The organism is Cobetia sp. 29-18-1, assembly GCF_029846405.1.
Taxonomy (GTDB): Bacteria; Pseudomonadota; Gammaproteobacteria; order Pseudomonadales; family Halomonadaceae; genus Cobetia; species Cobetia amphilecti.
Map to the genome: position 1 here is coordinate 20,679 of NZ_JARWKS010000025.1, position 23,161 is coordinate 43,839.

16 protein-coding genes and 3 tRNA genes are annotated in these 23,161 nt (G+C 64.9%); 8 read left to right on the plus strand and 11 right to left on the minus strand.

The window, feature by feature from the left end:
- Positions 1-276: 276 nt before the first annotated feature.
- From QD208_RS15885 to QD208_RS15905, 5 genes are all read right to left on the minus strand, one after another.
- Positions 277-1,242, minus strand: a complete 966-nt coding sequence (locus QD208_RS15885) for a tetratricopeptide repeat protein (RefSeq protein WP_043336518.1) — start codon at positions 1,240-1,242, stop codon at positions 277-279.
- A 134-nt stretch (positions 1,243-1,376) separates the two neighbouring features.
- Positions 1,377-1,856, minus strand: coding sequence for an EVE domain-containing protein (locus tag QD208_RS15890; protein ID WP_192839481.1), 480 nt, complete (start codon positions 1,854-1,856; stop codon positions 1,377-1,379).
- A 169-nt stretch (positions 1,857-2,025) separates the two neighbouring features.
- A tRNA-Met gene (locus QD208_RS15895) sits at positions 2,026-2,102 on the minus strand.
- A gap of 43 nt (positions 2,103-2,145) precedes the next feature.
- A tRNA-Met gene (locus QD208_RS15900) sits at positions 2,146-2,222 on the minus strand.
- Between the two features lie 53 nt (positions 2,223-2,275).
- Positions 2,276-2,352 (minus strand) — tRNA-Met (locus QD208_RS15905).
- Between the two features lie 370 nt (positions 2,353-2,722).
- On the opposite strand from QD208_RS15905, the gene phbB reads away from it, so the two are divergent.
- Positions 2,723-3,469, plus strand: a complete 747-nt coding sequence (phbB, locus tag QD208_RS15910; RefSeq protein ID WP_279837404.1) for an acetoacetyl-CoA reductase — start codon at positions 2,723-2,725, stop codon at positions 3,467-3,469.
- Between the two features lie 151 nt (positions 3,470-3,620).
- On the opposite strand, the gene QD208_RS15915 is transcribed toward phbB, so the two are convergent.
- Positions 3,621-6,473, minus strand: coding sequence for a DUF349 domain-containing protein (locus QD208_RS15915; RefSeq protein ID WP_279837405.1), 2,853 nt, complete (start codon positions 6,471-6,473; stop codon positions 3,621-3,623).
- A gap of 524 nt (positions 6,474-6,997) precedes the next feature.
- Between QD208_RS15915 and minC the strand changes: the two genes are divergently transcribed.
- The 4 genes from minC to sbcB all read left to right on the plus strand — a co-directional run bounded on the left by minC (position 6,998) and on the right by sbcB (position 10,556).
- A complete protein-coding gene (gene minC / locus QD208_RS15920) occupies positions 6,998-7,756 on the plus strand; it encodes a septum site-determining protein MinC (RefSeq protein WP_153636638.1) in 759 nt (252 codons plus the stop codon).
- An 82-nt stretch (positions 7,757-7,838) separates the two neighbouring features.
- Entirely contained in the window at positions 7,839-8,657 is an 819-nt protein-coding gene (gene minD, locus QD208_RS15925) for a septum site-determining protein MinD (RefSeq protein ID WP_054557277.1), read from the plus strand.
- Positions 8,654-8,914 (plus strand): cell division topological specificity factor MinE, encoded by a 261-nt coding sequence (minE, locus tag QD208_RS15930; protein WP_043336475.1) that lies wholly within the window; start codon positions 8,654-8,656, stop codon positions 8,912-8,914. Before minD ends, minE begins: the two co-directional genes overlap by 4 nt.
- 166 nt (positions 8,915-9,080) lie before the next feature.
- Positions 9,081-10,556, plus strand: a complete 1,476-nt coding sequence (gene sbcB / locus QD208_RS15935; RefSeq protein ID WP_279837406.1) for an exodeoxyribonuclease I — start codon at positions 9,081-9,083, stop codon at positions 10,554-10,556.
- 164 nt (positions 10,557-10,720) lie between these two features.
- On the opposite strand, the gene QD208_RS15940 is transcribed toward sbcB, so the two are convergent.
- Together QD208_RS15940 and QD208_RS15945 are read right to left on the minus strand one after the other, a co-directional pair.
- Positions 10,721-13,705: an insulinase family protein gene (locus QD208_RS15940; RefSeq protein WP_279837407.1), complete on the minus strand. Its 2,985-nt coding sequence runs from the start codon at positions 13,703-13,705 to the stop codon at positions 10,721-10,723.
- A 140-nt stretch (positions 13,706-13,845) separates the two neighbouring features.
- A complete protein-coding gene (locus QD208_RS15945; RefSeq protein ID WP_084589627.1) occupies positions 13,846-14,556 on the minus strand; it encodes an SOS response-associated peptidase family protein in 711 nt (236 codons plus the stop codon).
- Between the two features lie 295 nt (positions 14,557-14,851).
- Here QD208_RS15945 and QD208_RS15950 point away from each other — a divergent pair, with 295 nt between their 5' ends.
- Both QD208_RS15950 and QD208_RS15955 read left to right on the plus strand, forming a co-directional pair.
- Positions 14,852-15,496: a TetR-like C-terminal domain-containing protein gene (locus QD208_RS15950; protein ID WP_279837408.1), complete on the plus strand. Its 645-nt coding sequence runs from the start codon at positions 14,852-14,854 to the stop codon at positions 15,494-15,496.
- Complete coding sequence (locus QD208_RS15955; RefSeq protein ID WP_192839485.1) at positions 15,493-17,385, plus strand: MFS transporter; 1,893 nt, start codon at positions 15,493-15,495, stop codon at positions 17,383-17,385. The genes QD208_RS15950 and QD208_RS15955 overlap by 4 nt, the downstream gene beginning before the upstream one ends.
- Before the next feature lie 122 nt (positions 17,386-17,507).
- Here QD208_RS15955 and QD208_RS15960 read toward each other — a convergent pair whose 3' ends face one another.
- The 3 genes from QD208_RS15960 to ccsA all read right to left on the minus strand — a co-directional run bounded on the left by QD208_RS15960 (position 17,508) and on the right by ccsA (position 21,234).
- Positions 17,508-18,743 (minus strand): multidrug effflux MFS transporter, encoded by a 1,236-nt coding sequence (locus QD208_RS15960; protein ID WP_160317893.1) that lies wholly within the window; start codon positions 18,741-18,743, stop codon positions 17,508-17,510.
- Positions 18,744-19,059: 316 nt separating this feature from the next.
- Positions 19,060-20,337, minus strand: a complete 1,278-nt coding sequence (locus tag QD208_RS15965) for an HlyC/CorC family transporter (RefSeq protein WP_043336457.1) — start codon at positions 20,335-20,337, stop codon at positions 19,060-19,062.
- A 99-nt stretch (positions 20,338-20,436) separates the two neighbouring features.
- The gene (gene ccsA, locus QD208_RS15970) at positions 20,437-21,234 is read right to left on the minus strand and encodes a cytochrome c biogenesis protein CcsA (RefSeq protein WP_279837409.1); all 798 of its coding nucleotides are present in this window, start codon (positions 21,232-21,234) and stop codon (positions 20,437-20,439) included.
- A 384-nt stretch (positions 21,235-21,618) separates the two neighbouring features.
- Here ccsA and ffh point away from each other — a divergent pair, with 384 nt between their 5' ends.
- Positions 21,619-23,055 carry a signal recognition particle protein gene (gene ffh / locus QD208_RS15975; protein ID WP_054557273.1) on the plus strand — a complete coding sequence of 479 codons (1,437 nt, stop codon included), beginning with the start codon at positions 21,619-21,621 and terminating at the stop codon, positions 23,053-23,055.
- The last annotated feature ends 106 nt before the right edge of the window (positions 23,056-23,161 follow it).

The following is a 23,161-nucleotide window of genomic DNA, read 5'->3' on the forward strand; positions in this document are numbered from 1 at the left end:
CGTCATCTGCCACCCCGTCTGCGCCAGACGCCGTGAAGTCTGCGGGCCAGGAACTAGAGGTGGACTTTCCGCCCAGCGTGCGCGAATCGCGTGCTCGCCCCTCGCTTCTCAAGGGCTGGAGCCGTCGTTAGCCCTTGAATCGGCGCGACGGCAGGCCCTCAATGACAAGGCCCCGCTTCCTTTACCGGAGGCGGGGCCTTGTCGTCTGCGTGGCGTGATCAACTCATTGATACGATCAGCAGTACGATCAGCAGTACGATCAGCGCACCAGCACGATCAGTACATCAGAGCGAACAGTTGGCGCCGGAAGCGCACGGTCAGCTCATGGGTCGCGCCGAGGGCGTCGAAGACACGCAGCAGCGTCTTGCGTGCCAGATCATCGCCGTACTGGCGATCGGTCTTCACCAGGCTGATCAGGGCATCCAGCGCCAGCTCGTAATGGCCATCCGCCAGGTCACGCATGGCGCGCTGGTAGCGGGCTTCGCTGTCGTCCCGCTCGATCATCGCCTGCACCTCTTCGGGAGACGGTGCCTCGGCGATGAAGTCGATGCGCGCACGTACGCCACGCGCCTGGGCGCCGTCACGGTCTTCCGGCTTGAGGGAGTCCAGCAGCTGACGGGCCTCTTCACCATTGCCTTCGGCGACCAGCACCGAGGCGAGGTGGATGCGGTATTCCGGTGTCTCGGGGGATTCCTGCGCCAGCTGCTGATACAGCGCCTTGGCGGTGACGAGGTCGCCGCTTTCCAGTGCAGTGGCCGCCTGCTCCGCGAGGCTGGGACCTGCTCCTGCCGCCGGCTGGACCTTGTGCTGCTCGAGGAACTGGCGAATCTCGGCTTCCGGACGTGCGCCGGTGAAGTTGCCTGCCAGACCGCCCTGGATGACCAGCTTGACGTCCGGCACCGAGCGCACGCCCAGCTGAGCAGCGATGTCCTGCTGTTCCTCGGCGTTCAGCTTGGCCAGGATGAAGCCGCCCGCATATTCACGTGCCAGCTTCTCGAGGATCGGTGTCAGGACGAGGCAGTGCTCGCTCTGCGGCGACCAGCAATCCAGCAGTACCGGCACTTGCTGTGAGGCTTCCAGCACCTGCTGAAGATTGCTCATGTCCACATCGATGATGTAGGTGTTGGCGTCTTCTGCCTGGCGCGGTGCACTGGCGGCACCGCCGCCGACCACCCCTTGTGGCTGGGCGGCGGTGGTGTCATTGCCGGTCAGTGGCTGGCCGGTATTGGGATCGATGATCATGGTGCATGCCCCGAAATTCTGTCTGCGATTCAAGGCTCGCGCGCGAGCCGGTTGGCCTGATGATGCGGCCCGTCGCAGTGGAGTTCAAGGCGCTGCCGGACACTTCCTCGCGCGAGCGTCCCGGGCGCGTCGGTTCACGGCAGCAGGGTGTCGCCGGCCAGGCTGGCGATGCAGGCGGCTTCGCTCTCGCTGAGCGGCATCACGGACAGGCGTGCGCGGCGCACCAGGTGGCTATCCGCCAGCTCGGGCCGGGCCTTCAGGCGCGCGATGGGCAGGGTGGTGCGCAGCGGGCGAAGGTAGCTCAGACGCGGGGCGACCCAGCGCGGAGGCTTGTCGGCATCGATATCTGCCACCTGACGTGGGTCGAAGCCCTTGTGCTCGGGGTCACTGGCCGTCGGGTCGGGCAGGGCGAGTTCGCTGACGACGGCCAGTCCGACCACCGCAGGCACCTTGCAGCTGGAGTGCTGGATGAGCACGACATCACCGAGCTGCATCTCGCGCAGGAAGTTGCGCGCCTGATAGTTGCGCACGCCATCCCAGAGCGCCGGTGATTCGCGGCGCAGGTCATCCAGCGAGAAGGCATCGGGTTCGGTCTTGACCAGCCAGTGGCGCATGCAGGCACTCCCTTGGGACTGACGTGATGAGTGTGAAGGGCCAGGTGTGAAGAGGCCTGGTGTGGATAGGGGTAGCCAGGCCCGTGAACCGGCTTCCTCGCCATCATCGCACAGGAATTTCACGCATACGAAAAAGGCCTGATGCATGGCATCAGGCCTTTCGAATTCTTGGTAGCGGGGACCGGATTTGAACCGATGACCTTCGGGTTATGAGCCCGACGAGCTACCAGACTGCTCCACCCCGCAACACTGGGTACTGCCTTTGCTCCAACTCTGACGCATCAGAGGTTGGTAGCGGGAACCGGATTTGAACCGATGACCTTCGGGTTATGAGCCCGACGAGCTACCAGACTGCTCCATCCCGCAACATTACGTTGGTGTCTGACCGGCAATTACCTTGATAGGCAACGACTTGTCAGTGGTAGCGGGGACCGGATTTGAACCGATGACCTTCGGGTTATGAGCCCGACGAGCTACCAGACTGCTCCACCCCGCATCAACGTGGGGCGTAGTATAAGGATATACAGTGCTGCGTCAACCGTTATCCCGTAATTGACGCAAACTTCTCGTGTCCGGTGAGTCGTCACCAACCCGTCTTCGCCCCTCGAGCGATTATCGGCATCTTGTGTGAGAGATCTGCTACATACATTCCCGCTGCATCCTGTCCATACTGAGGGTGACGCGCCTCGCGCAGGCGGATGGCAGGCGTCACAGAGTGCACGATTGTCATCAGGCTGTTAGAGACGCGGGTCATTGTTGTCGTTGCAGGCATTCTCGTTTTCTCAGGGCGGGGGTGTCCGCAGATTCGCCAAGCTGTGCCCAAGCCAAGGACACAGGACGTTCCAGGATTAGGGAGACACAATAAGATGACACAAACAGCACCCGTCGCATGGGTTACCGGTGGTACCGGTGGCATTGGTTCCGCTATCTGCCGCGAGCTGGCGAACCAGGGGTATCAGGTCATTGCGGGTTACCGAAACAAGGAAAAGGCAGAAGGATGGCTGGAGGAACAGCGCGCTGCCGGTTTCGAGAACATCGCACTGTCCGGCATCGAGCTGGACAACTTCGAAGCCTGTCAGGCAGGCGTCAACGAAATCCGCGAGCGCTTCGGTCCGATCGCGGTACTGGTCAACTGCGCCGGCATCACGCGTGATACCTCCATGCGCAAGATGAGCTATGAGCAGTGGCGCGAAGTCATCAACTGCAACCTCGACAGCGTCTTCAACACCTGCCGTGCCGTCATCAATGACATGCTGGAGCACAAGTACGGCCGCATCGTGAACATCTCCTCCATCAATGGCCGCAAGGGCCAGTTCGGGCAGGTCAACTACTCGGCCGCCAAGGCGGGCATGCATGGTCTGACCATGGCGCTGGCGCAGGAAACCGCGACCAAGGGCATTACCGTCAACACCCTGTCACCGGGCTACATCGCCACCGACATGATCATGAAGATCCCCGAAGAGATCCGTGAATCGATCCGCGAGACCATCCCGGTCAAGCGTTATGGTCAGCCGGACGAGATCGCACGTGCGGTCGCCTTCCTGGCCGACGAGAAATCCGGCTTCATCACCGGTGCCAACCTGGATATCAATGGCGGCCAGTTCATGGGCTGATGCTCTGCGCTAGCGCGAGCCAGTGCAGGGTTGGCACCCGGCCCCGCCTGGCAAGAGAATGAAAAAGCCCCCGTCTCTATCGAGGCGGGGGCTTTTCGTTGCCATGACTTCAGTCTTGCGAGCGCGTCGTCACCAGCTCAAGAGCACTGGCTCAGTGATTGAACAGCGCATCGAAGCGCGGCAGTTCGGTCTGCCAGGCGTCCCAGTCCAGCGGACCGTTGGCGAGCAGCGCATCCAGCACCTCATCCAGCTCTTCTTCACGTTCCATGCGCTCACCCAGCTGCTGGTTGATGCGCGCGACCTGCACGGTCAGGCGGCGTGATTCATCTTCGCTGCCCAGCGGGGCCTCGAACAGAATGGCAAGGTGAACACGCAGCTCGGCCAGGCGCTCGTTGGCGGCGCTGCAGTTGCTCGGCAGGGCCTGACGCATCTGGTTGCGCGCCGCATTGGCCTGACGGCTGTTGTCGTCGAAGGCCGAGGTGTTCGGCAGCTCGACATCCTGCACGTCGCCGTTGCGCGCGCTGGCATCCGCCACGGCGTGCTGTTCGAGCAGGTCACGCCATTGCTGCCATTCCTCACGCAGTTGCAGGGCGTGCAGTTCATCCAGACGCTGCTCGCGACGCTTGAGAATGCCGGTCCAGCGACGACGCATGCCGTCGCCCCGCTTGCCGCGCGGCAGCGGGCCGAGGGTGTCGGCTTCCTTCAGGGCATCATCGAGCAGGGCGGCGTCTTCCAGCGTCTCCGGCTCCCAGCTGTCGAGACGTTCGATCAGCGCCTGCCACTGATCCAGACGTGCCTGCTCGCGGCTGTCGCGGTCTTCACGGTCCTGATCGCGTGCAGCGAAGATGCGGTCGCACGCCGCGCGGAAGGCGGCCCACAGACGTTGCTCTTCGCCCTTGGGCGCGCGGCCCATCTCGCGCCAGCGACTCTGCAGGGCCTTGGCCTGTTCGGCGCGGGCACGTGCCGGTGAGTCCTCATTGGCCAGTGCCTCGACGGCATCGACCAGTGCCTGCTTGGCGGCGGCGATCTGGCCCGCGCGGCTGTCGATCAGCCCCTGCAGTGCCGTCAGTGCTTCACCGAAGCGGTGCGATAGCTGGCGACCGGGGCCCGCGGGCACCGGCGTGTGGCGACGCCATTCCTCACGGGCGCGATCACGGATCTGGCGCAGGGAGTCGGGGTCGGCATCATCCATGGCGTGGCCGTTGAGCGATTCGAGCTGCTCGCAGAGCGCTTCGCGCATGGCCAGATTGTATTCACGCAGCTGCTTGCGCGATTCGCGGTAATCCCGCAGGCGCAGCTTGATGGCGTCAGAGGCGGTGCGGAACGCCTGGCTGGCATCGCGGCTGGCGGCCGCATCGCCCAGCTCGCGCCATTGCTGAATCAGTTGTTGGTGCTGGCGGTCGCGCTGCTCATCGCTGATGTCATCGCGCTCGCTCAGGGTGGTGATGGCCTCGAGCAGCTGCTCGCGCTTGGGCGCCGCGACGAAGTTCTGCCAGTCACGGAGTTCCGCGACCCGCGCGCCCAGCTGGCGCAGGCGTGTCTGGCGGGCATTGTCGAGCTGGCCTTCGGTACGATCGCGCAGTGAGCGATGCAGTCGGCTGGCCGGTTTGAGCTTGCCGGCATCGAGATCCGCTTCCAGGCGTGCCAGTTCGGCATCCAGTGCGTCCAGATCCAGGCTCGCCTTGCGCGCAGTGCCGTCGCCCTCGCGGGAGGCGTCAGCTGACTCGGCGTCTTGTGCTGGGCTGCCATCGAGCGCGTCCTGCTCCTGCGCTGCCTCTTCCGGCTCTTCCGGCTGCGCCGCGCTGATCGCCTGACGCACCGCGCTCAGGCTGGCGGTCTGCGGCAGACCCGCAGGCCAGGCCACTTCGCTTTCCAGACGACGCAGCTGGTCGATGTCATTGTCGACCAGCGCGGCATCCAGCTCGCCCTGGCACAGCTGATGGCGATGCCAGGCATCGAGGGCGTCCTGCAGCTGCTGTTGCAGGCGCTGCTGACGTTCGAGCAGTTCGGCCGGGGCCGAGAACTGGTCGGTCAACTCGCTCCAGCGCTCTCCCTGCAGACGGCGCTGGGCCTGCAGGCTGGCGAAGTCGTGGTCATTGACGCAGTCGCGGCTGTAGAGGTCTTCCCGCGCCTGATCCACGGCGCTGAGAATCTCTTCCAGGTGCGTGTTGAGGTTGGCGCTCAGGCGCTCATGGGCGCGAATGGCTTCCTCGCGGGCCTCGTGGTCGCTGATGACCTTGTGCGCCTGCTGGCGCGCCTCTTCGAAGCGCTGTTGAATCTCGTAGTCCGCGGCCGGCAGACGCTCCCACTCGCGCAGCAGCGAGCGGTAACGCGAGGGCACGCTGTCTTCCCACGCCTGACGCGGCAGCTTTTCCATCTGGCGCAGCAGGTTGTCGCGGCTGGCGGCCAGCGCGTCGGCCTGCTGAGCATCGGCACGGCGCTGGGCGAGGGTGTCGCGCGCCTGACGCTGCACGTGGCGGTCTCGCTTGGCATCGCGCACCAGACGCTCGAGGCCGGCCTGGCTGGTGATGCGGGCGGCAGCGGCATGGCGCACGGCGGCGATGGTGTTGTGGCAGGCCTGATGGATCAGCGCCTCTTCATCTTCCAGACGGCTCAGTGCGGTCAGACGCAGTTGCTGGTTGTCACCGCGGGACGCCACGGCCGACAGCAGTTCGCTATCGTCCAGGCGCTCGACCAGCTGTTCACGGCTCAACAGTGAGGGCGCATCCTGGCCGCCGCTCAACAGTTCGATCAGGCGCTCGCGTACCAGGCCATCGGCGCGGTCGAGCAGCGGCAGCAGACGCTCGGGAGATTGCATGCGCGTCAGGGCGGCATGGCGAACTTCCAGGGCATCATCTTCGAGAATCAGGGTCTCCAGGATCTTGCGCTGGTCTGGAATCTCCGGGTCAAGCTGGTCAGTGGCAGCGGAGCGAATGGCAGGGTTGGCGTGTTGCCAGCGAGGAGTGAACAGGCGGCCAGTGAGGCGGGAGAGCAGTCCGGTCATGAGAGAGCGGTTATCCAGGCAAAAAATAGAGGGGCGCAACAATTGGCCGCACACTCGGCGGGTGCAATCGGGTGGGCACGACGGAGTGGCGGAGTGACGGCGCATGAATTTCGTCACCCCGCTATCTTACCAGTCACAGCCCCCCGTTGTGTGGTATCGCATGTCGATCGATGTGCCTTATTGCACGTGCGCGGCGGCGTGCAGGGCGACCGGCGGCGGGTGACAAGTCGGCAAGGGAGCCACGTCGTAGGCTCGCGACACCTGACAGTGCCTGCTGCTGGCCGTATCATCAGTTGCAGCACTGTGTTCGCTCACATAGTTTTGTACGTTACCGCTATGCCATTCAGTGTCTGTCATTCATGCTCGGCGCCTATCAAGCAGTCGCTGTGCCGTGTGCGACGGCGAGCTATGTTATTCAGGTGGCCTTTCCAATCGAGGGTCGCCTTGAGGATGCCGTGAACAGCACGTGCATCATCAAGAGTGTCGGAGGGCTTCGACACTCCTTACGCAACCGGAGTCAGGTCATGAGTCTCAGTACGGACAGGGCCCCTCAGGCCTTCACCTTCAAGGGCGGCATGCTGCCGATGACGGTCATGGAGCTGGTCAGCGGTGATCCGGAGCAGATCCGTGCTCAGCTGGCCAGCAAGCTCAGCCAGTCGCCGGCCTTCTTTCAACATACGCCGGTGGTGCTGAGCGTCGAGAAGCTCGACGAGCCGCATCTGGCGCTGGAGCGCATCTGTGCCGTCTGCCGAGGGCACAAGCTGCTGCCGGTCGCGGTGCGTGGCGGTGGAGACCCGGTGCGTCAGTCCGCCTGGGCGTTGGGGCTGGGGTGGTTCCCGCCGCAGGAGAATCGCGGGCGCTCCCTCGAGTCCGTGCCGCCGGTGGCCGCTGAACCGGTCGCCGAGCCTGCCGAGGCAGTCGCGGACAGCGCGGCCGAGAAAGCGGAGCCAGCCCACGCCAGCAAGGTGTATCGCGGCACGGTGCGCTCGGGCCAGCAGGTCAGCGCACCGGAGGGCGATCTGGTCATCATCGGCGCGGTGAATGCCGGCGCCGAGATCCTGGCCGCCGGCAGTGTGCATATCTATGGCGCTCTGCGTGGCCGCGCGCTGGCGGGTATCCATGGCGATCGCAACGCCAGCATCTACTGCAAGGAACTGCACGCCGAGCTGCTCTCGGTGGCCGGAACCTACAAGCGACTCGATGACATCGACAATCGCCTGCTGGGTGCCAATGTCGAAGTCGTGCTTGAACACGACCAACTCTGTATCGCACGACTCGGCTGACCCCAGCACTGTGTTCTGAACGATATCCAATATTTACAGGTGATCCTCGCTCGGCGAGGGACTCTCAGCAAGGAAGATACCTTTGGCCAAGATTATCGTAGTGACTTCAGGCAAGGGCGGAGTCGGCAAGACGACCAGCGCCGCCGCCATTGCCACCGGACTGGCTTTGCGCGGCAACAAGACCGTAGTGATCGATTTCGATGTGGGCCTGCGTAACCTGGACCTGATCATGGGCTGCGAGCGCCGTGTGGTCTATGACCTGGTCAACGTCATCCAGGGCGAAGCCAATCTCAAGCAGGCCCTGATCCGCGACAAGCGCATCGACAACCTGCACATCCTTCCGGCCTCCCAGACCCGTGACAAGGACGCGCTGACGCTGGAAGGCGTCGAGAAGGTGCTCGACGCGCTGCGCGAGGAGTTCGATTACGTCATCTGTGACTCGCCGGCCGGTATCGAGCGCGGTGCCCAGCTGGCGATGTACTTCGCCGACGAGGCCGTGGTGGTGACCAACCCGGAAGTCAGCTCGGTACGTGACTCCGACCGCATCATCGGCCTGCTGTCTTCCAAGACGCGTCGCGCCGAGAATGGCGACACCCCGGTGCGTGAACACCTGCTGATCACCCGTTACCATCCGGCGCGCGTCACCGGCGGCGACATGCTCAACCTGACCGATATCCAGGAAATCCTGTCGATCCCGCTGATCGGTCTGATTCCGGAATCCGACGCCGTGCTGCGCGCGTCCAACCAGGGTGTGCCGGTCACGCATGACCAGAAGAGCGATGCCGGCCAGGCGTACGTGGATTGCGTGTCCCGCCTGTTGGGCGAGGAAGTGCAGCTGCGTTTCCATGAAGTCGAGAAGCGCGGTCTGCTGGCCAGAATGTTTGGAGGGGGGCGCAAGTGAAATTACTGGATTTTCTGAAGCGAGAGCGCAAGAAGACCGCCAATGTCGCCAAGGAGCGGCTGCAGATCATCGTCGCGCACCAGCGTAGCCAGCGTGACCAGCCGGATTACATGCCGATGCTGGAGCGTGAGCTGCTCGAGGTGATTCGCAAGTATGTGCAGGTCGACCAGGATGCCATCAACATCTCGCTGGACCGCGAAGACGACTGCTCGGTGCTGGAACTCAACGTCACTCTGCCGCGCCCCGGCGAGGCCTGAGTTCGCGGGGCGTCGGGTGCTTGCCTCCTGAGGCGCTGCCGAGCGGGCAGCGCCTGCGACGTCCCGACCCAGCCCATGCCCATTGCCTGCCAGAGCACCGTGCCAGCCTTGCTGGAGACGGTGCTCTGGCGCGTTCATTTTTCGACCGCCCGCGTGGAGACATCCTGTGGCAGAGCCCACCTTCCTGTGGCACGACTACGAGACCTTCGGCGCCGACCCGCGCCGTGACCGTCCTTCGCAGTTCGCGGCCATCCGTACCGATGCTGACTTCAATGAGGTCGGCGAGCCGCTGACCCTCTATTGCAAGCCGGCCGATGACTTCCTGCCCCAGCCGATGGCGTGTCTGATCACCGGCATCACCCCGCAGCAGGCCGAGCGTCGCGGCATTCCCGAGGCCGAGTTCGCCGGGCGCATCAATGATGAGATGAGCGTGCCGGGGACCTGCACGCTGGGCTACAACAGCCTGCGCTTCGATGATGAAGTCAGTCGTCATCTGTTCTACCGCAACTTCCTCGACCCCTACGGGCGTGAGTGGCAGAACGGCAATTCGCGCTGGGACCTGATCGATGTCGTGCGCGCCTTCCATGCCCTGCGCCCGGAAGGCATCGAATGGCCCAAGCGTGAAGATGGTGCGCCCAGCTTCCGTCTGGAGCATCTGACGGCGGCCAATGGCATCGAGCACGCCGGCGCGCATGACGCGCTGGTGGACGTGCGCGCCACCATCGCGCTGGCACGCCTGCTCAAGTCGCGCAATGCGCGCCTGTTCGATTACCTGCTAAAGCTGCGCAACAAGCGCCATGTCGCCAGTCTGCTGGATATCGGCGCACGCAAGCCGATGCTGCACATCTCGCGTCGCTATCCGGCCTCGCGGGCCTGTGGCGCGCTGGTGGTGCCGCTGGCGGAGCATCCTTCGAATGCCAATGGCGTGATCGTCTATGACCTCTCGGTCGACCCGGCGCCGTTGATGGAGCTGTCACCGGAAGAGATACGTGCCCGTGTCTTCGCCAGTGCCGATGACCTCGCGGAAGGCGAGGAGCGGATTCCGCTCAAGGTCATCCATCTCAACAAGAGTCCGGTGCTGCTGCCGGCCAATGCGCTCAAGGATGTGTCCGGGCCGCATGAGGGCGAGTACGGCGAGATCGCCGCGCGCTTCAAGATCGACCCCGCCCAGTGTCGCGTGCACTGGAAGTGGCTGAAGGACAACGCCGGTGTCGGCGCCAAGGTGGCGCAGGTGTTCGCCGAGGCGCCGCCGGCCGGCCCGGCTGATCCGGACCTGATGCTCTATTCCGGCGGCTTCTTCTCGCCCGCGGACCGCAAGGAGATGGAGCGGGTGCGCGCCACCCATCCCGAGGCGCTCGACGATACGCCTTTCGCCTTCCAGGATGGTCGGCTCGAGGAGATGCTGTTCCGCTATCGTGCGCGCAGCTACGGCTACACGCTCAACTCCGCCGAGCGCGAACGCTGGGAGCAGTGGCGTTGGGAGCGCATGAACGATGAGCAGGTCGCGAGCCTGACCGTGAAGGGCTTCGTCAGCGAGATCCAGCGGCTGGCCCAGAGCGAGCAGGACCCGGACCGCGTGCAGATTCTCGAAGAACTGGCGATGTACGTGGAAGGCATCATGCCGCCGCAGGCCTTCGGCTGATGACGGGCTAGCCGGCCCGCTATGCTTGCCGGCAAGGCATGAATGAACAAGACCCCGACGCGGTTATTGAACTGCACCGCGTCGGGGTCTTGTCGTTTCAGGCGCCCGTCCGGTGAGGGCCGGCGCCTTGTTTGCCCGCCAAGCCGCTGGCGGGCCGGCGAGACTCAATGCTGGGCATTGCCGCTGGCCTCGGCTGAGGGTGCCGCCAGGGTCGCGCCTGTCTCGGCGCGCGGCGCCTCGGGCAGTGGCGGCAGGTCCAGTTCGTTAAGGCGCTGGTCGAAGTCGCTGGGCGTGCCGGGGTCGAAGGCCAGTTCCAGCGCGCTGGAGTCATTCAGCTGTTGCCAGATGGCGCGGATATCCTGCGCGCTGACCTGCTCGACGGCCGCGACCAGTTGCTGGCGGCGGTCAAAGCCTGTCCAGCCGAAGCTCAGCTCGCTCCAGTTGCGCGCTGCCAGCTCGGACAGCTTGCGGGGCTTCTGGGTCAGGCTGTCGACGACGGCGTCACGGTAGCTGGCAAGCGCGGCCTCATCCAGCGATTGCACGCGGCTGCCGAAGCGGGTGAGGAAGGCATCCATGCGCGAAAACAGCGTCTTGCTGTCCTTGGACGGCGACTGCACCAGCAGGCTCAGCCCCGGCGCATCGAGCATGGGCGAATAGCGCGCGGAGACGATATAGCCGAGTTGCTCCTCGGTGCGCAGCTGGCTGTAGAAGGGCGCTTCGAGCAGCTGACCCAGCACCGCGATGCGGGCCTGGGTCTGCAGCGTACGGTCCTTGCCCTGCAGGTAGCGCAGGGCACCGGAATCGCCGCGTGTGCTGTCCGGGCGCAGTACCGTGTGCTGGGTGACCTGACGCACTTCCAGGTCTGGCACCGCCTCGCGCGTGATGCGCGGCGCAAGCCCGTTGATCACCAGCTGGCCGGTCTCGCGGGCCTGGTCGGCGGTCAGATTGCCGGTCACCATCGCCTGCACGTGCAGCTTGGCAAGGAAGCGCTTGCGGAAGCTGTCCAGTGACTGGGCGTCGATCTTGTCCAGGGCCGCCAGTTGCTGCTCGGCGGTGCTCGGCAGGCCGACCAGCGTTTCGCTGAGGCTGCGACCCAGGCGCGTGTAGAGCGGTGCCTGAACGCGATTCTGCAGGCTGCGACGCAGGCGTTGAGTAATGCGCTCCAGGGTGGCGGGGGCCATCTCGCCATTCACCAGCTGGTCGAGCACTTCACGCATTTCCGGCTGCTGACCATCGCGCCAGCCACTGAACTGCAGCGTGATGCCACGCCCATGGGCATAGACCAGCGCATCCTGCCCCGCCAGACGTGCCGGATACAGACGCGCGTTGAGGCTGTCATTCAGCCACGCCGCCAGCACCTGACTCATGGCCTGGTCATCCACCGAGCGACTGACGTCGGGATTGAGCAGACCGAAGCGCCATTCGGCCTTCGGCACGCCGAAGCTCGCATCGCCCTGATACCAGAGCTCGGCACCGGGCTCATCGATCAACTGGCTCGGCTTGGCGTCGGCCAGGTCGAGTACGCGGAAGTCCTTGGCCAGATAGGGGTTGGGCCTGGGCAGCGCCAGCTGGCTGGCCAGGGTGTCATCGACGGCGGTCTGAGCAGCGGCATCCGCCGTCAGGCGCGTCAGGGTGTAGGGCGCCTTGAACCACTCGCCCTGTTGATCCCCCTCCACCTGCGGGCCGGAGTAGACCTCCAGCAGGTTGTCGGGTGTCAGGCGAGCGAGGGTGTCCTTGATCAGGTCCGGGTCGAAGTCCTGCATCAGGTAGGGCGCCGCCAGCACATCCTCGATCGGATAGCGCGTCATCATCATCGCCAGATTGCTGGCCAGATTGACCGGCGAGCTGCGCTGCTGGAAGCGGAAGCTCTGCTCGCCCAGCTGTGCCTGTTCGGTATAGCGCCAGTCGTTGATGCCCTCAGCGCGGATCAGGGCCAGGTAGTCGAACAGCGCGGCACGGATCTCCGCCTGATGCTGCGCGCCCTCCGGGGTCAGGCTGATGTCGACGCTGAGCAGGGCATGCGCGCCATCACTGAGACCACCGCCGGCCGAGAGGCCATCTGCCCAGCCCTTGTCCTTGAGCACTGCCAGCAGACTGCCTTCGCCCTCATGACCGATCAGGTTGGCCAGGTAGCTGACCGGCTGTGAGCGGTAGTGGGCAATCGGGTCGTCGATGGGGAACATGAACGACAGCTTGCGCTCCTGCTTGAGCGCCTTGACCTCGAGGCGTGCCGGCAGCTCGTCACCGCTGGCCAGGGGCGTGGTGATCTCGGGGCGCGACAGCCCGCGGTCGGGCACATCACTGAAGTTGTCACGGGCCAGCTGTTCGAGCGTTTCCAATGACTGCGGCCCGACCAGTGACAGGCGCATCACGTTGGCGCCGTAGTGCGCCTGATAGAAGTCGACCAGACGTTGGCGCAGGCTGCCGGCCTCGGTGTCCTTGAGGGTCTCGAGGCTGCCGACACTGAAGCGGTTGAAGGGGTGTTCCGGGTTGAGGGCCGCTTCGACAGCCTCGTAGATGCGCCGGCCATCATCCTGCAGGCGTGCCTGATACTCGGAATTGACCGCATGGCGCTCGCGATCCACGTAGTCGGCATTGAACTGCGGGGCGACGAAGAAGCGTGCAAAGCGCGGCAGCGCTTCATCGAAGGCATCCGGGTCGATGTCGAAGAAGTAGTTGGTGTCCTGGCTGGCGGTGAAGGCGTTGTGCTGGCCGCCATGCTTGGTGATGAAGTCCTGGTAGGCATCCGGCTTCGGATAACGATCGGTGCCGAGGAACAGCATGTGCTCCAGGAAGTGTGCCAGCCCCGGAACATCGTCGGGGTCCTGGGCGCTGCCGACTTCGACATCGACGGCAGCGGCGGCCTTGTCGGCCTTGGCATCACTGACCAGCAGGACCTTGAGGCCGTTATCGAGGGTCAGGCTGCGATAGAGTCGCTGGTCGTTCTCGCTCTTGATGACGGGGCTAGCTTGCTCGGCCCTGGCGGGCGCCGTGCTTGAGGCGGAGTTGGCGGCCGGCGCGAGGGACGACGCGGGCGCGGAAGCCGGGCGGGTATCGGCATGGCTGATGGCCGGCGCCAGGCCACTCATGACGATGGCGGCAATGGCCGTGCTCAGTGCAAGAGGGCGAAATCCTGAAGGCAGTGACATCTTCTCTCCTGATTCATGCCACCGCTGCTCGGGCAGGTGGCGCTGACTCGGTGATGGTTCTCATTGGGCGAACATGCGCGCGAGGCGGTAGAGCGATGCAGTGCCGCCATCCTCGATACGTGCCGTCGGCGCAGGCGGATTCAGGTCAGCATCGGGCCGGTGGGGTGCGCGACGCTCCACTCCTGATGCTCGGGGTCGTTGACGAGGCGTGCGACCGGGAAGGCGGCCAGGCTGGCGTTCGGCGTCAGCATGCTGCGTACCGTCTCCAGCGGCGTCTCGGCATTCAGCCAGTCGCGTACCTGATGCGGCGCAATCACGGCGGGCATGCGATCGGTCAGGCGTGACGTGACCCCGGCACACTCGACACTGATCAGCGCGAAGCTGTCGCGCCCCTCGGGGGGCAGCCCCTCCATCAGGGGGGCGCTGAAGTGGCGCGTCCACAGGGCGGCCAGCAACAGCGGGGCGCGGGTCGGGTGCGTGACCAGAAACGGCTGCTTCATGCGCGGTTGTTCCTTCCACACATAGACACCGCCGACGGGGATCAGTGCCCGCTGGCTGATGAACGACTCGCGGAACATGCGTCGCGTTTCCAGCGACTCTGCCCGCGCCACGTGCGGGGCGTGGTCCATGATCTCCAGCCAACTGGGAGTCAGGCCCCAGAGTGCCGGCACCAGGCGCAGGCGGGGGCCTTCCATGCGCAGCATCGAGGCGGGCATGCGCGGGGCGCGATTGGCGCTGACCAGCAGTTCGCTGCGCAACTGGCGTTCGAGCGCGGGAGTCGCCAGCGACCCGAACAGTTCGTCGGGGGGCAGGTCAGCGGGGTAGGGGGGGATATACAGACGACCGGCCACGAGAATCCTTTGAGGCGATGAGGCGAAGGGAACATGCAGCGGCAGCTGCTGCCTGAGATGGGGTGTGGATCGCGCTGCACGCCACGGATGCCAGCATGCCACACCTTGGTGGTGCTTGCGTTTGTGCTCAGTCTCGATATGCTGGACGGAAACACTGTTCGATTCAATGACCGATACGGGGTGCTCCAAGAGATGCCCGCAAGGCGTCGCAACCCTTTGCCCACCCGTGCTGTCCGAACACACACCGCGTCAGATTCGCTACGCGGTAACGCATCTCAAGCATCAGAGGAATTCGATGGCCCGTCCACGTCAGCATGCACCGGAAGCGCTGCATGCGCGGGTAATGGAGACCTGCGATGAATGGCTCAAAGCGCAGCCCGTTCACGCCCTGTCTCTGCGCAACCTGGCTCGCGAAGTCGGTTGTGCGCCCAGCACCCTGCTCAAGCTTTATGGCAGCTTCGGCAACCTGCTCCAGCACGTCAATCTGGCGACGCTGGACAGGCTGCACGATGCGATAGCCGGACAGGAGACGCCGAGTCCTTCGGAACGCCTCAAGGCCCTGGCGCGCGCCTACTGGGGCTTCGCCCAGCGCGACCCTTACCGCTGGCAGCTGCTGTTCGACTTCCCGCTCGCGCAGGAAGGTGAGCTGGACCAGCGTCAGAACGCGATGATCGAAGGGCTGTTCGAACGTGTGGAGGGGGCCTTGGTCGAGTACGCCCCACGCGTCGAGTCCGTCGAGGCCAAGCGCATGGCGCGCACGCTGTGGGGTAGCGTGCACGGTCTGGTGCAGCTGGGCATGAACGAGCGTCTGGGACTCTGGCAGGGGCAGCCACTGGAAGTGACGGAGCTGCTCGATCAGTTGCTGGACACCATGTTGGCGGGGCTCAAGGTGCGCAGCGAGGCTGCGTGTGCGGGGGATGCCACGGAAGCTGGCAAATGAGTCGAGAACTGCTCCGGCGACCCCGTTTTGCGCCCTTCTTCTGGACCCAGGCCCTCGGGGCCTTCAATGACAATCTGTTCAAGAACGCCTTGCTGCTGCTGATGACCTTCGTGGTCATCGAGCAGCGGGGCTGGGACACCGGCATCGTCAACAACCTGGCGGCCGGTCTGTTCATCCTGCCTTTTCTGTTGTTCTCCGCCTGGGGCGGCCTGTTGGCTGACCGCCTCGACAAGCAGCGCCTGATCGTGCGACTCAAGTGGCTGGAGCTGGCCACCATGAGCGTGGCGGCCGGCGCCTTGATCTTCGAGGCCTGGGAGTTGCTGCTGGCGCTGCTGTTCATGATGGGCACCCAGTCGGCGCTCTTCGGGCCGGTCAAGTACGCCATCCTGCCCCAGCACCTCAAGCCGGATGAGCTGGTCAGCGGCAATGCCTGGGTCGAGCTGGGCACCTTCCTCGCCATCCTGATCGGTACCCTTGCCGCCGCGGCCTTGATGGCACTGGGCGGCGAGCTGGCACGCTGGGCGCTGTCCGCATCGCTGGTCTCCCTGTCTCTTCTAGGCGTGATGGCGGCCGGCAAGATTCCGCCGGCACCCTCCGCTTCGCCCGGCCCTGTGCCGTGGCGTCCGCTCTCCGGCAGCATAGCGGTGATGCGTGAAGGGCTGAGCAACCGCCGGCTACGCTGGGCGCTGCTGGGCATCAGTGCCTTCTGGTTCCTCGGCGCCAGCTATCTGACGCAGTTGCCGGCCTATGCGCGCGATATCGTGCATGGGGCTGAAGGGGCGACCTCTGCCTTGCTGGCGGCCTTTGCCATCGGTATCGGGCTGGGGTCGCTGGCCTGTGAGCGTGTCTCGCGCGGGCGTCTCGAGACGGGACTGGTGCCCTTCGGCGCGCTGATCATCTTCGCTGGCGGGCTGGATCTTGCCCTGCGCCCGGCGCTGGCCGAGGCACAGATGGCCACGCCCTTGATCGAGCTGCTGGGCATCGCCGGTTTCTGGCGCATGTGGCTGGATCTCGGCGTCATCGGCTTCGGCGGCGGCCTCTATATCGTGCCGCTTTATACCCTGCTGCAGATTCGCAGTCCTGAAGATCACCGCGCGCGCATGATCGCCGCCAACAACGTGCTCAATGCCCTGCTGATGGTGCTGTCGGCCGGTGCCGGCATTCTGGTGCTGGGCGTGATGGGGCGCGATATTCCGGACTTCCTGCTGCTGCTGTCCCTGATCAGCGGGCTGATCGCGGTGGTCTGCATGCTGCGTGACCCGCGGCCCTTCCTGCGCCTCAATATCTTCATCCTCATCCACCTGATGTATCGCCTGCACCTCAAGGGGCGCTGGCGGATACCGGCGGAAGGGGCGGCGCTGGTGGTGTGCAATCACGTCAGCTTCATGGATGCGCTGATTCTGGGCGGGGCCAGTCCGCGCCCGCTGCGTTTCCTGATGGATGCCGAGATATATCACTCGCCGTGGCTGAAGTGGTTCTTCCGCATCGCCGGGGCGATTCCGGTGGACTCCTCGCGCAAGGACCCGGCAGGGGTGCGCCGCTCGCTGGAGGAAGTCGGCAAGGCGCTGCGCGAGGGAGAGGTCGTGATGATCTTCCCCGAGGGCAAGCTGACGCGCGACGGTGAGGTCGGGCGCTTCCGGCGCGGGCTGGAGTTGATTCTGGCGCGTGACCCGGTGCCGGTGATTCCGATGGCGCTGGGTGGCCTGTGGGGCTCCTGGTTCTCCCACGGCGGCGGGCCTGCCTTCGCCAAGTTTCCGCGCCGCCTGCGCGGGCGGGTAGAGCTGTGTGTCGGGCGTACCTTCGACCCTGTCGGCACCAAGGCGGTGGAGCTCGAAGAAGCGGTGCGTGATCTACATCGCAAGGCGACACGCCTGGCGCGCTCCCGCTAGCCCCTCACTTTTTTCAGTGCTGCATGAAAATGCCGCCCATGCCGACACGATCGTCAGGCAGGGGCGGCATTTCACGTTCTGGCGACCAGCAAATGGCCACTGGTGGTGAGCGCGGCGTCGCGTCAGTCGCTGGACTGCTCGGAGGGAGCGGTGTGGCGCGTGACCCAGAAGCCGAAGCCGCCGATGGCCCAGGCGCCCAGCATGACCAGCGGCACCGCCAGCATGTCATCGCCGCTCAGCCACAGGCTGGCCAGGGCGCCATAGAGACCGCCGCCGAGATACAGCACCGTGCCGGAGATGGCATTGGCGGCACCATGGCCACGTGCGAACAGCGACTGGTAGTCGGCCATCACGTTGGGCGTGATCATGCCGCCGGCGCCCAGCACGAACAGGATGCCCGGAATCAGGGTGGCGACCTGGACGTTGTCGGTGATGACCAGCGAGATCAGCCAGGTGATGCCGATCCCCTGCATGCACAGCGCCACCTGAACCAGCTTGCGCGTGCGCAGATGCTTGAGGCCGAAGTGGTTGAGGCGGTTGCCGATCAGCATCGCGCCGACATTGGCGCCGAAGGCCAGCGCGAACTCACCGGAATTCAGCCCCAGCACACCCTGATAGAGATAGCTCGCGTTGGTCAGGAAGGTGAACATGATGCCGGGCCCGCACAGCAGCAGCATCAGGTGCCCGGGGACGCCGCGCGTCGTCAGTACCGTGCGATAGCTGGCCAATGCGCCGCGCAGGCTGAGCGGTGAACGCTCGCTGGCAGGCAGGGTCTCCGGCAGCCACTGGCGAATGGCGACTCCGGCGATCACGCCATAGACGGCCAGGCCGATGAAGACCATCTGCCAGGTGCTCAGCGCCAGGATGAGGGCGCCGAGGCTGGGGGCGACCAGCGGTGCTGCCATCAGCACCATCATGACGTTGGTCATCAGGCGCGCGGCGTCCTTGCCGGTCGCGACATCGCGCACCACGGTGCGAGAGACGCCGCCGGTCATGCCGGTCGCGATCCCCTGCAGGACACGGAAGACCATCAGCCATTCCAGGCTATGCGTCATGGCGCAGCCGAGACTCGCGATCAAGAACAGCACGATGCCGCCCAGCGCGATCGGGCGACGGCCCAGGCTGTCCGACAGCGGGCCACCACTCAGCTGACCGAAGGCGTAGCCGGCCAGGAAGAAGGTGATGGTCAGGCCGAGGCGGGAGTGATCGACACCGAATTCCGCGGCCATGGCGGGGATGGCGGGCAGGAAGGCATCCATCGATAGCGGGGCGAGCGCCACCATCAGGGCCAGCAGCACGGTGAAGTGAGGTTGTCGATGCAGGGCGGGGGTCGCCGTTGGGGCGGAAGCTGAAGTCATGAGGGCCATTCGAAGGTTGTGGGGCATTGCAGCGGGAGCGGTGAGTCAGCCTGCTCTGGCGCAGGTCCGTGACGTCTGGCGCTGGCGGGCAGCGCGAACGCGCACAGCATAGCGTGGGTTCGGGCCGCTTGCGTGTCGTGGTCTGCAACACCGTATTGCAGCTGGTTCTTGCACCTGAGCAGCTGCAAATGAGCACCCGCAAATGAGTACCTGCAAGTGAGCACCTGGGCGAGTTGGCGTGCCCCAGACGCGACAGGCCCGCCAATTGGCGGGCCTGTCGTCGAGAGTGCCGTGCTGCGTGGCAATGCGGGGGGCGTCAGCTGCGCGTGGTGCGAGCCGCCTGCCAGCAGCGTGCCGAGGTGATCTGGTTGTCCTTCACCTGCTGGATCTCGATGCGCGTGGTGCCGATGGCGAGACTGGCCGGGGCATCCGGGAAGGATTCCAGATGTTCCAGAATCAGGCCGTTGAGCGTCTTGGGACCGTCAGTCGGCAGCTGCCAGCCGATGGCCTTGTTGATCTCGCGGATGTTGGCGGTGCCTTCGATCACGTAGCTGCCGTTGTCCTGCGGGTGGATCTCCTGATGCGTACCGGCGACATCGGTGGTGAACTCGCCGACGATCTCCTCGAGGATGTCCTCCAGCGTCGCCAGCCCCTGCACATCGCCATACTCGTCGACCACGATGCCGATGCGGCGCTTCTGCTTCTGGAAGTTGAGCAACTGGGTATGCAGCGGCGTGGATTCCGGGATGAAGTAGGGCTCGCGGGCTTCCTGGATGATGGAGGCCTTGGTGACCTCGTCCAGTGACAGGAAGCGTGCCGCGTTGCGCAGGTGCAGGATGCCGATGATGTTGTTGATGTCACCCTTGTAGACCGGCACCCGCGTGTGCTGACTGGCGCGGATATGGCTGAGGATGATGTCGAGGTCATCGTCCAGGTCGATGCCGAAGATCTCCTGACGCGGCACCATGATGTCATCGACGGTGACGTTCTCGAGATCGAGAATCGACAGCAGCATGCCCTGGTGGCGACGCGGGATCATGCTGCCGGCTTCGTGGACCACGGTGCGCAGCTCGTCACGGGTCAGGCTGTCGGCGCCGCCGCTGACATCGCGCACGCCGAACAGGCGCAGCAGGCCATTGGAGATGCCATTGACCAGCCAGACCAGCGGGTAGAGCAGCTTGAGCAACGGTTCCAGCACCAGCGAGGCCGGATAGGCGATGCGCTCCGGGTTCACGGCGGCCATGGTCTTGGGCGTCACTTCGGCAAAGATCAGCACCACGATGGTCAGTACGGCGGTCGAGACGGCCGGGCCCGAGACATCACCGAAGTAATGGATCGCGATGATGGTCGCCAGCGAGGCAGCCAGGTTGTTGACGAAGTTGTTGCCGATCAGGATGACGCCGATCAGGCGGTCCGGACGGGAAAGCAGGCGGGTAACACGCTTAGCGCCGCGCTCACCGCCCTTGGCACGGTGACTGAGACGGTAGCGGTTGATCGACATCATGCCGGTCTCGGAGCTCGAGAAGAAGGCAGACAGGATGATCAGGATGACCAGTAGGCCGAACAGCAGCCCCAACGGGGTGTCGTCGCTCAAGAGTGAAGGGTCCTCGGTGGCGGATTTAGGCGCATGATACTGACACGCTCGCTGCAATGCATCAGGCGCAGCGAGCGATCTCTGTCGGGGTGGCAGGGCTTAGTGGGAAAATATCACTTGCAGCACGAACTTGGTGCCGAAGAAGGCCAGCGCCAGTACCAGGCAGCCGCCCAGTGTCCAGCGGGCGGCACGCTGGCCGCGCCAGCCCAGCACGTGATGCCCGAACAGCAGCACGGCGAAGATGATCCAGGCGCCGAGGCTGAGCACCGTCTTGTGAGCCAGATGCTGGGCGAACATGTTGTCCAGATAGATGGTGCCGCTGATGATCGACACGCTGAGCAGGATCATGCCGGCCCAGATCAGCTCGAACAGCGCGCGTTCCATGCTGGTCAGTGCCGGCAGCACCTGGACGATGCCGCGGGTATGGCGCTTCTTGAGCGCGTGCTGTTGCAGCGACAGCAGTCCGGCCTGCATGGCCGCGATGCTGAAGAAGGCCAACGCCGCCACCGAGGTGAAGACGTGGGCGACCAGACCGGGGGAGAGCGGGTTCTCGGTGGTGGCGCTTGGCAGGTTCATCACGCCGAGCACGCAGGCGGCGGCGACCGGGAACAGCGCCGCGCCCCCGGCGATCACCGGCTTGAACAGGCTGGCGATGACCAGCAGCAGGCAGATGGCCCAGCTGACCAGCGACGCGCTCTCGAACAGTCCGAGGTGCAGCGCGCCACCGTGGTTGAGCGTGACCCAGACGATGACGGCATGGCAGGCGACGGCGATCAGCGCCAGACTGCGCACCAGACGCGTGCGTGCCGGGACGCGGCGTGTCAGGGTAAGGCCCTGCCAGAGGCCGGCGCCGAGATAGAAGATGATGGCCAGAAAGGCAAAAGGCAGAGCCTGCATGTGCTGTTGTCCAGGTGCCGGAGGGTAGCGGGAGATCAGGCCTCGCATGAGGCACTGTCTATCTGCAGAGACTATACCGAATGCGCCGCCGGGATTGCATCCACTCGCGGTGTCCTGTCGCGTGCTCTCGCGGGCGATGAGGCCTGCGCGGCGACAGACTCCGCATTGCATGACGATTGTCGGCGCTGCTTCCTTCATGCATGTCATCGCCAGGATGGCGACTTGCAAGCCTTGCATGCATGGAGACACGGCCGCCCTGTGCGTATAATGCGCGACAGGATAACCATTCACGCGCTGGGGCGTCATGCCGTGCGCCGGTCACGAGGTGGCTTACGCCCTCGTCCCCGCAGCGCGGACCCCAGACGTCCCTAGCCGGAGAGGCCCATGTTTCAAAGTTTGAGTGATCGCCTGTCGCATACGCTGAAGTCGATTACCGGCCAGGCCAAGCTGACGGAAGACAACATCAAGGACACCCTGCGCGAAGTGCGCAAGGCGTTGCTTGAAGCCGATGTCGCGCTGCCGGTGGTCAAGGCCTTCATCGAGCGAGTGCGCGAACGTGCCGTCGGTCAGGAAGTGTCCAAGAGCCTGTCGCCGGGCCAGCAGTTCGTCAAGATCGTCCAGCAGGAGCTGGAAGCGATCATGGGCGAAGCCAATGAAGGTCTGACGCTCAAGGGCAGTCCGGCCGTCATTCTGATGGCAGGCCTGCAGGGTGCGGGCAAGACGACTACCGTCGCCAAGCTGGCACGCTACCTGCGCGAGCGCGAGAAGAAGAAGGTGCTGGTGGTCTCGGCCGACGTCTATCGCCCGGCCGCCATCGACCAGCTGGAAACGCTGGCCAAGGAAGTCGGGGTCGATTTCTTCCCCTCCGACTCCTCCCAGCAGCCGGTGGCCATCGCCGAAGCGGCGATGAAGCACGCGCGTATCCAGTTCCACGACGTGGTGCTGGTCGATACCGCCGGTCGCCTGCATGTCGATGCCGACATGATGGACGAGATCGCCGCCCTGCACCGCAGCGTCAATCCCGACGAGACGCTGTTCGTCGTCGATGCGATGACCGGTCAGGATGCCGCCAACACCGCCAAGGCCTTCCATGAAGCCTTGCCGCTGACCGGTGTCGTGCTGACCAAGGCCGACGGTGATGCGCGTGGCGGTGCGGCCCTGTCCGTACGTCACATCACCGGCAAGCCGATCAAGTTCATGGGCATGGGGGAGAAGGTCGACGCCCTCGAGCCCTTCCACCCGGACCGTATCGCCTCGCGCATCCTCGGCATGGGCGACATGCTGTCGCTGATCGAGGAAGCCGAGCGCACCGTCGACAAGAGCAAGGCCGAGCAGCTGGCCAGCAAGGTCAAGAAAGGCGAAGGCTTCGATCTCGAGGACTTCCGTGACCAGCTCCAGCAGCTCAAGAACATGGGTGGCATGGGCAGTCTGATGTCCAAGCTGCCGGGCATGGGTCAGCTGGCGGAAGTCGCCCAGAGCCAGGCCAGCGAGAAGGAGCTGGGCAAGCTGGAGGCGATGATCAACTCCATGACGCCCAAGGAACGCCGCAACCCGGATCTCATCAATGGGTCGCGCAAGCGCCGCATCTGCATGGGCTCCGGTACCCAGGTGCCGGACCTCAATCGTCTGCTCAAGCAGCACAAGCAGATGGCCAAGATGATGAAGAAGGCCGGCAAGAAAGGTGGCATGCAGAAGATGATGCGTGGCATGTCCGGCATGATGGGCGGTGGCGGTGGTCCTGGCGGCCCCGGCGGTATGGGTGGCATGGGCGGTATGGGTGGCCCCGGCGGCATGGGCGGCGGACGCTTCCCGCGTCGCTGATTGCTGACCCGATGCCCGATGCAGCGCTGATGAGACATGGGCGCTGACACCAGGAATTGCGCTCCGTGGCACGTCCCGTGTCGCGGAGCGTGTGCATGGCCTTGGA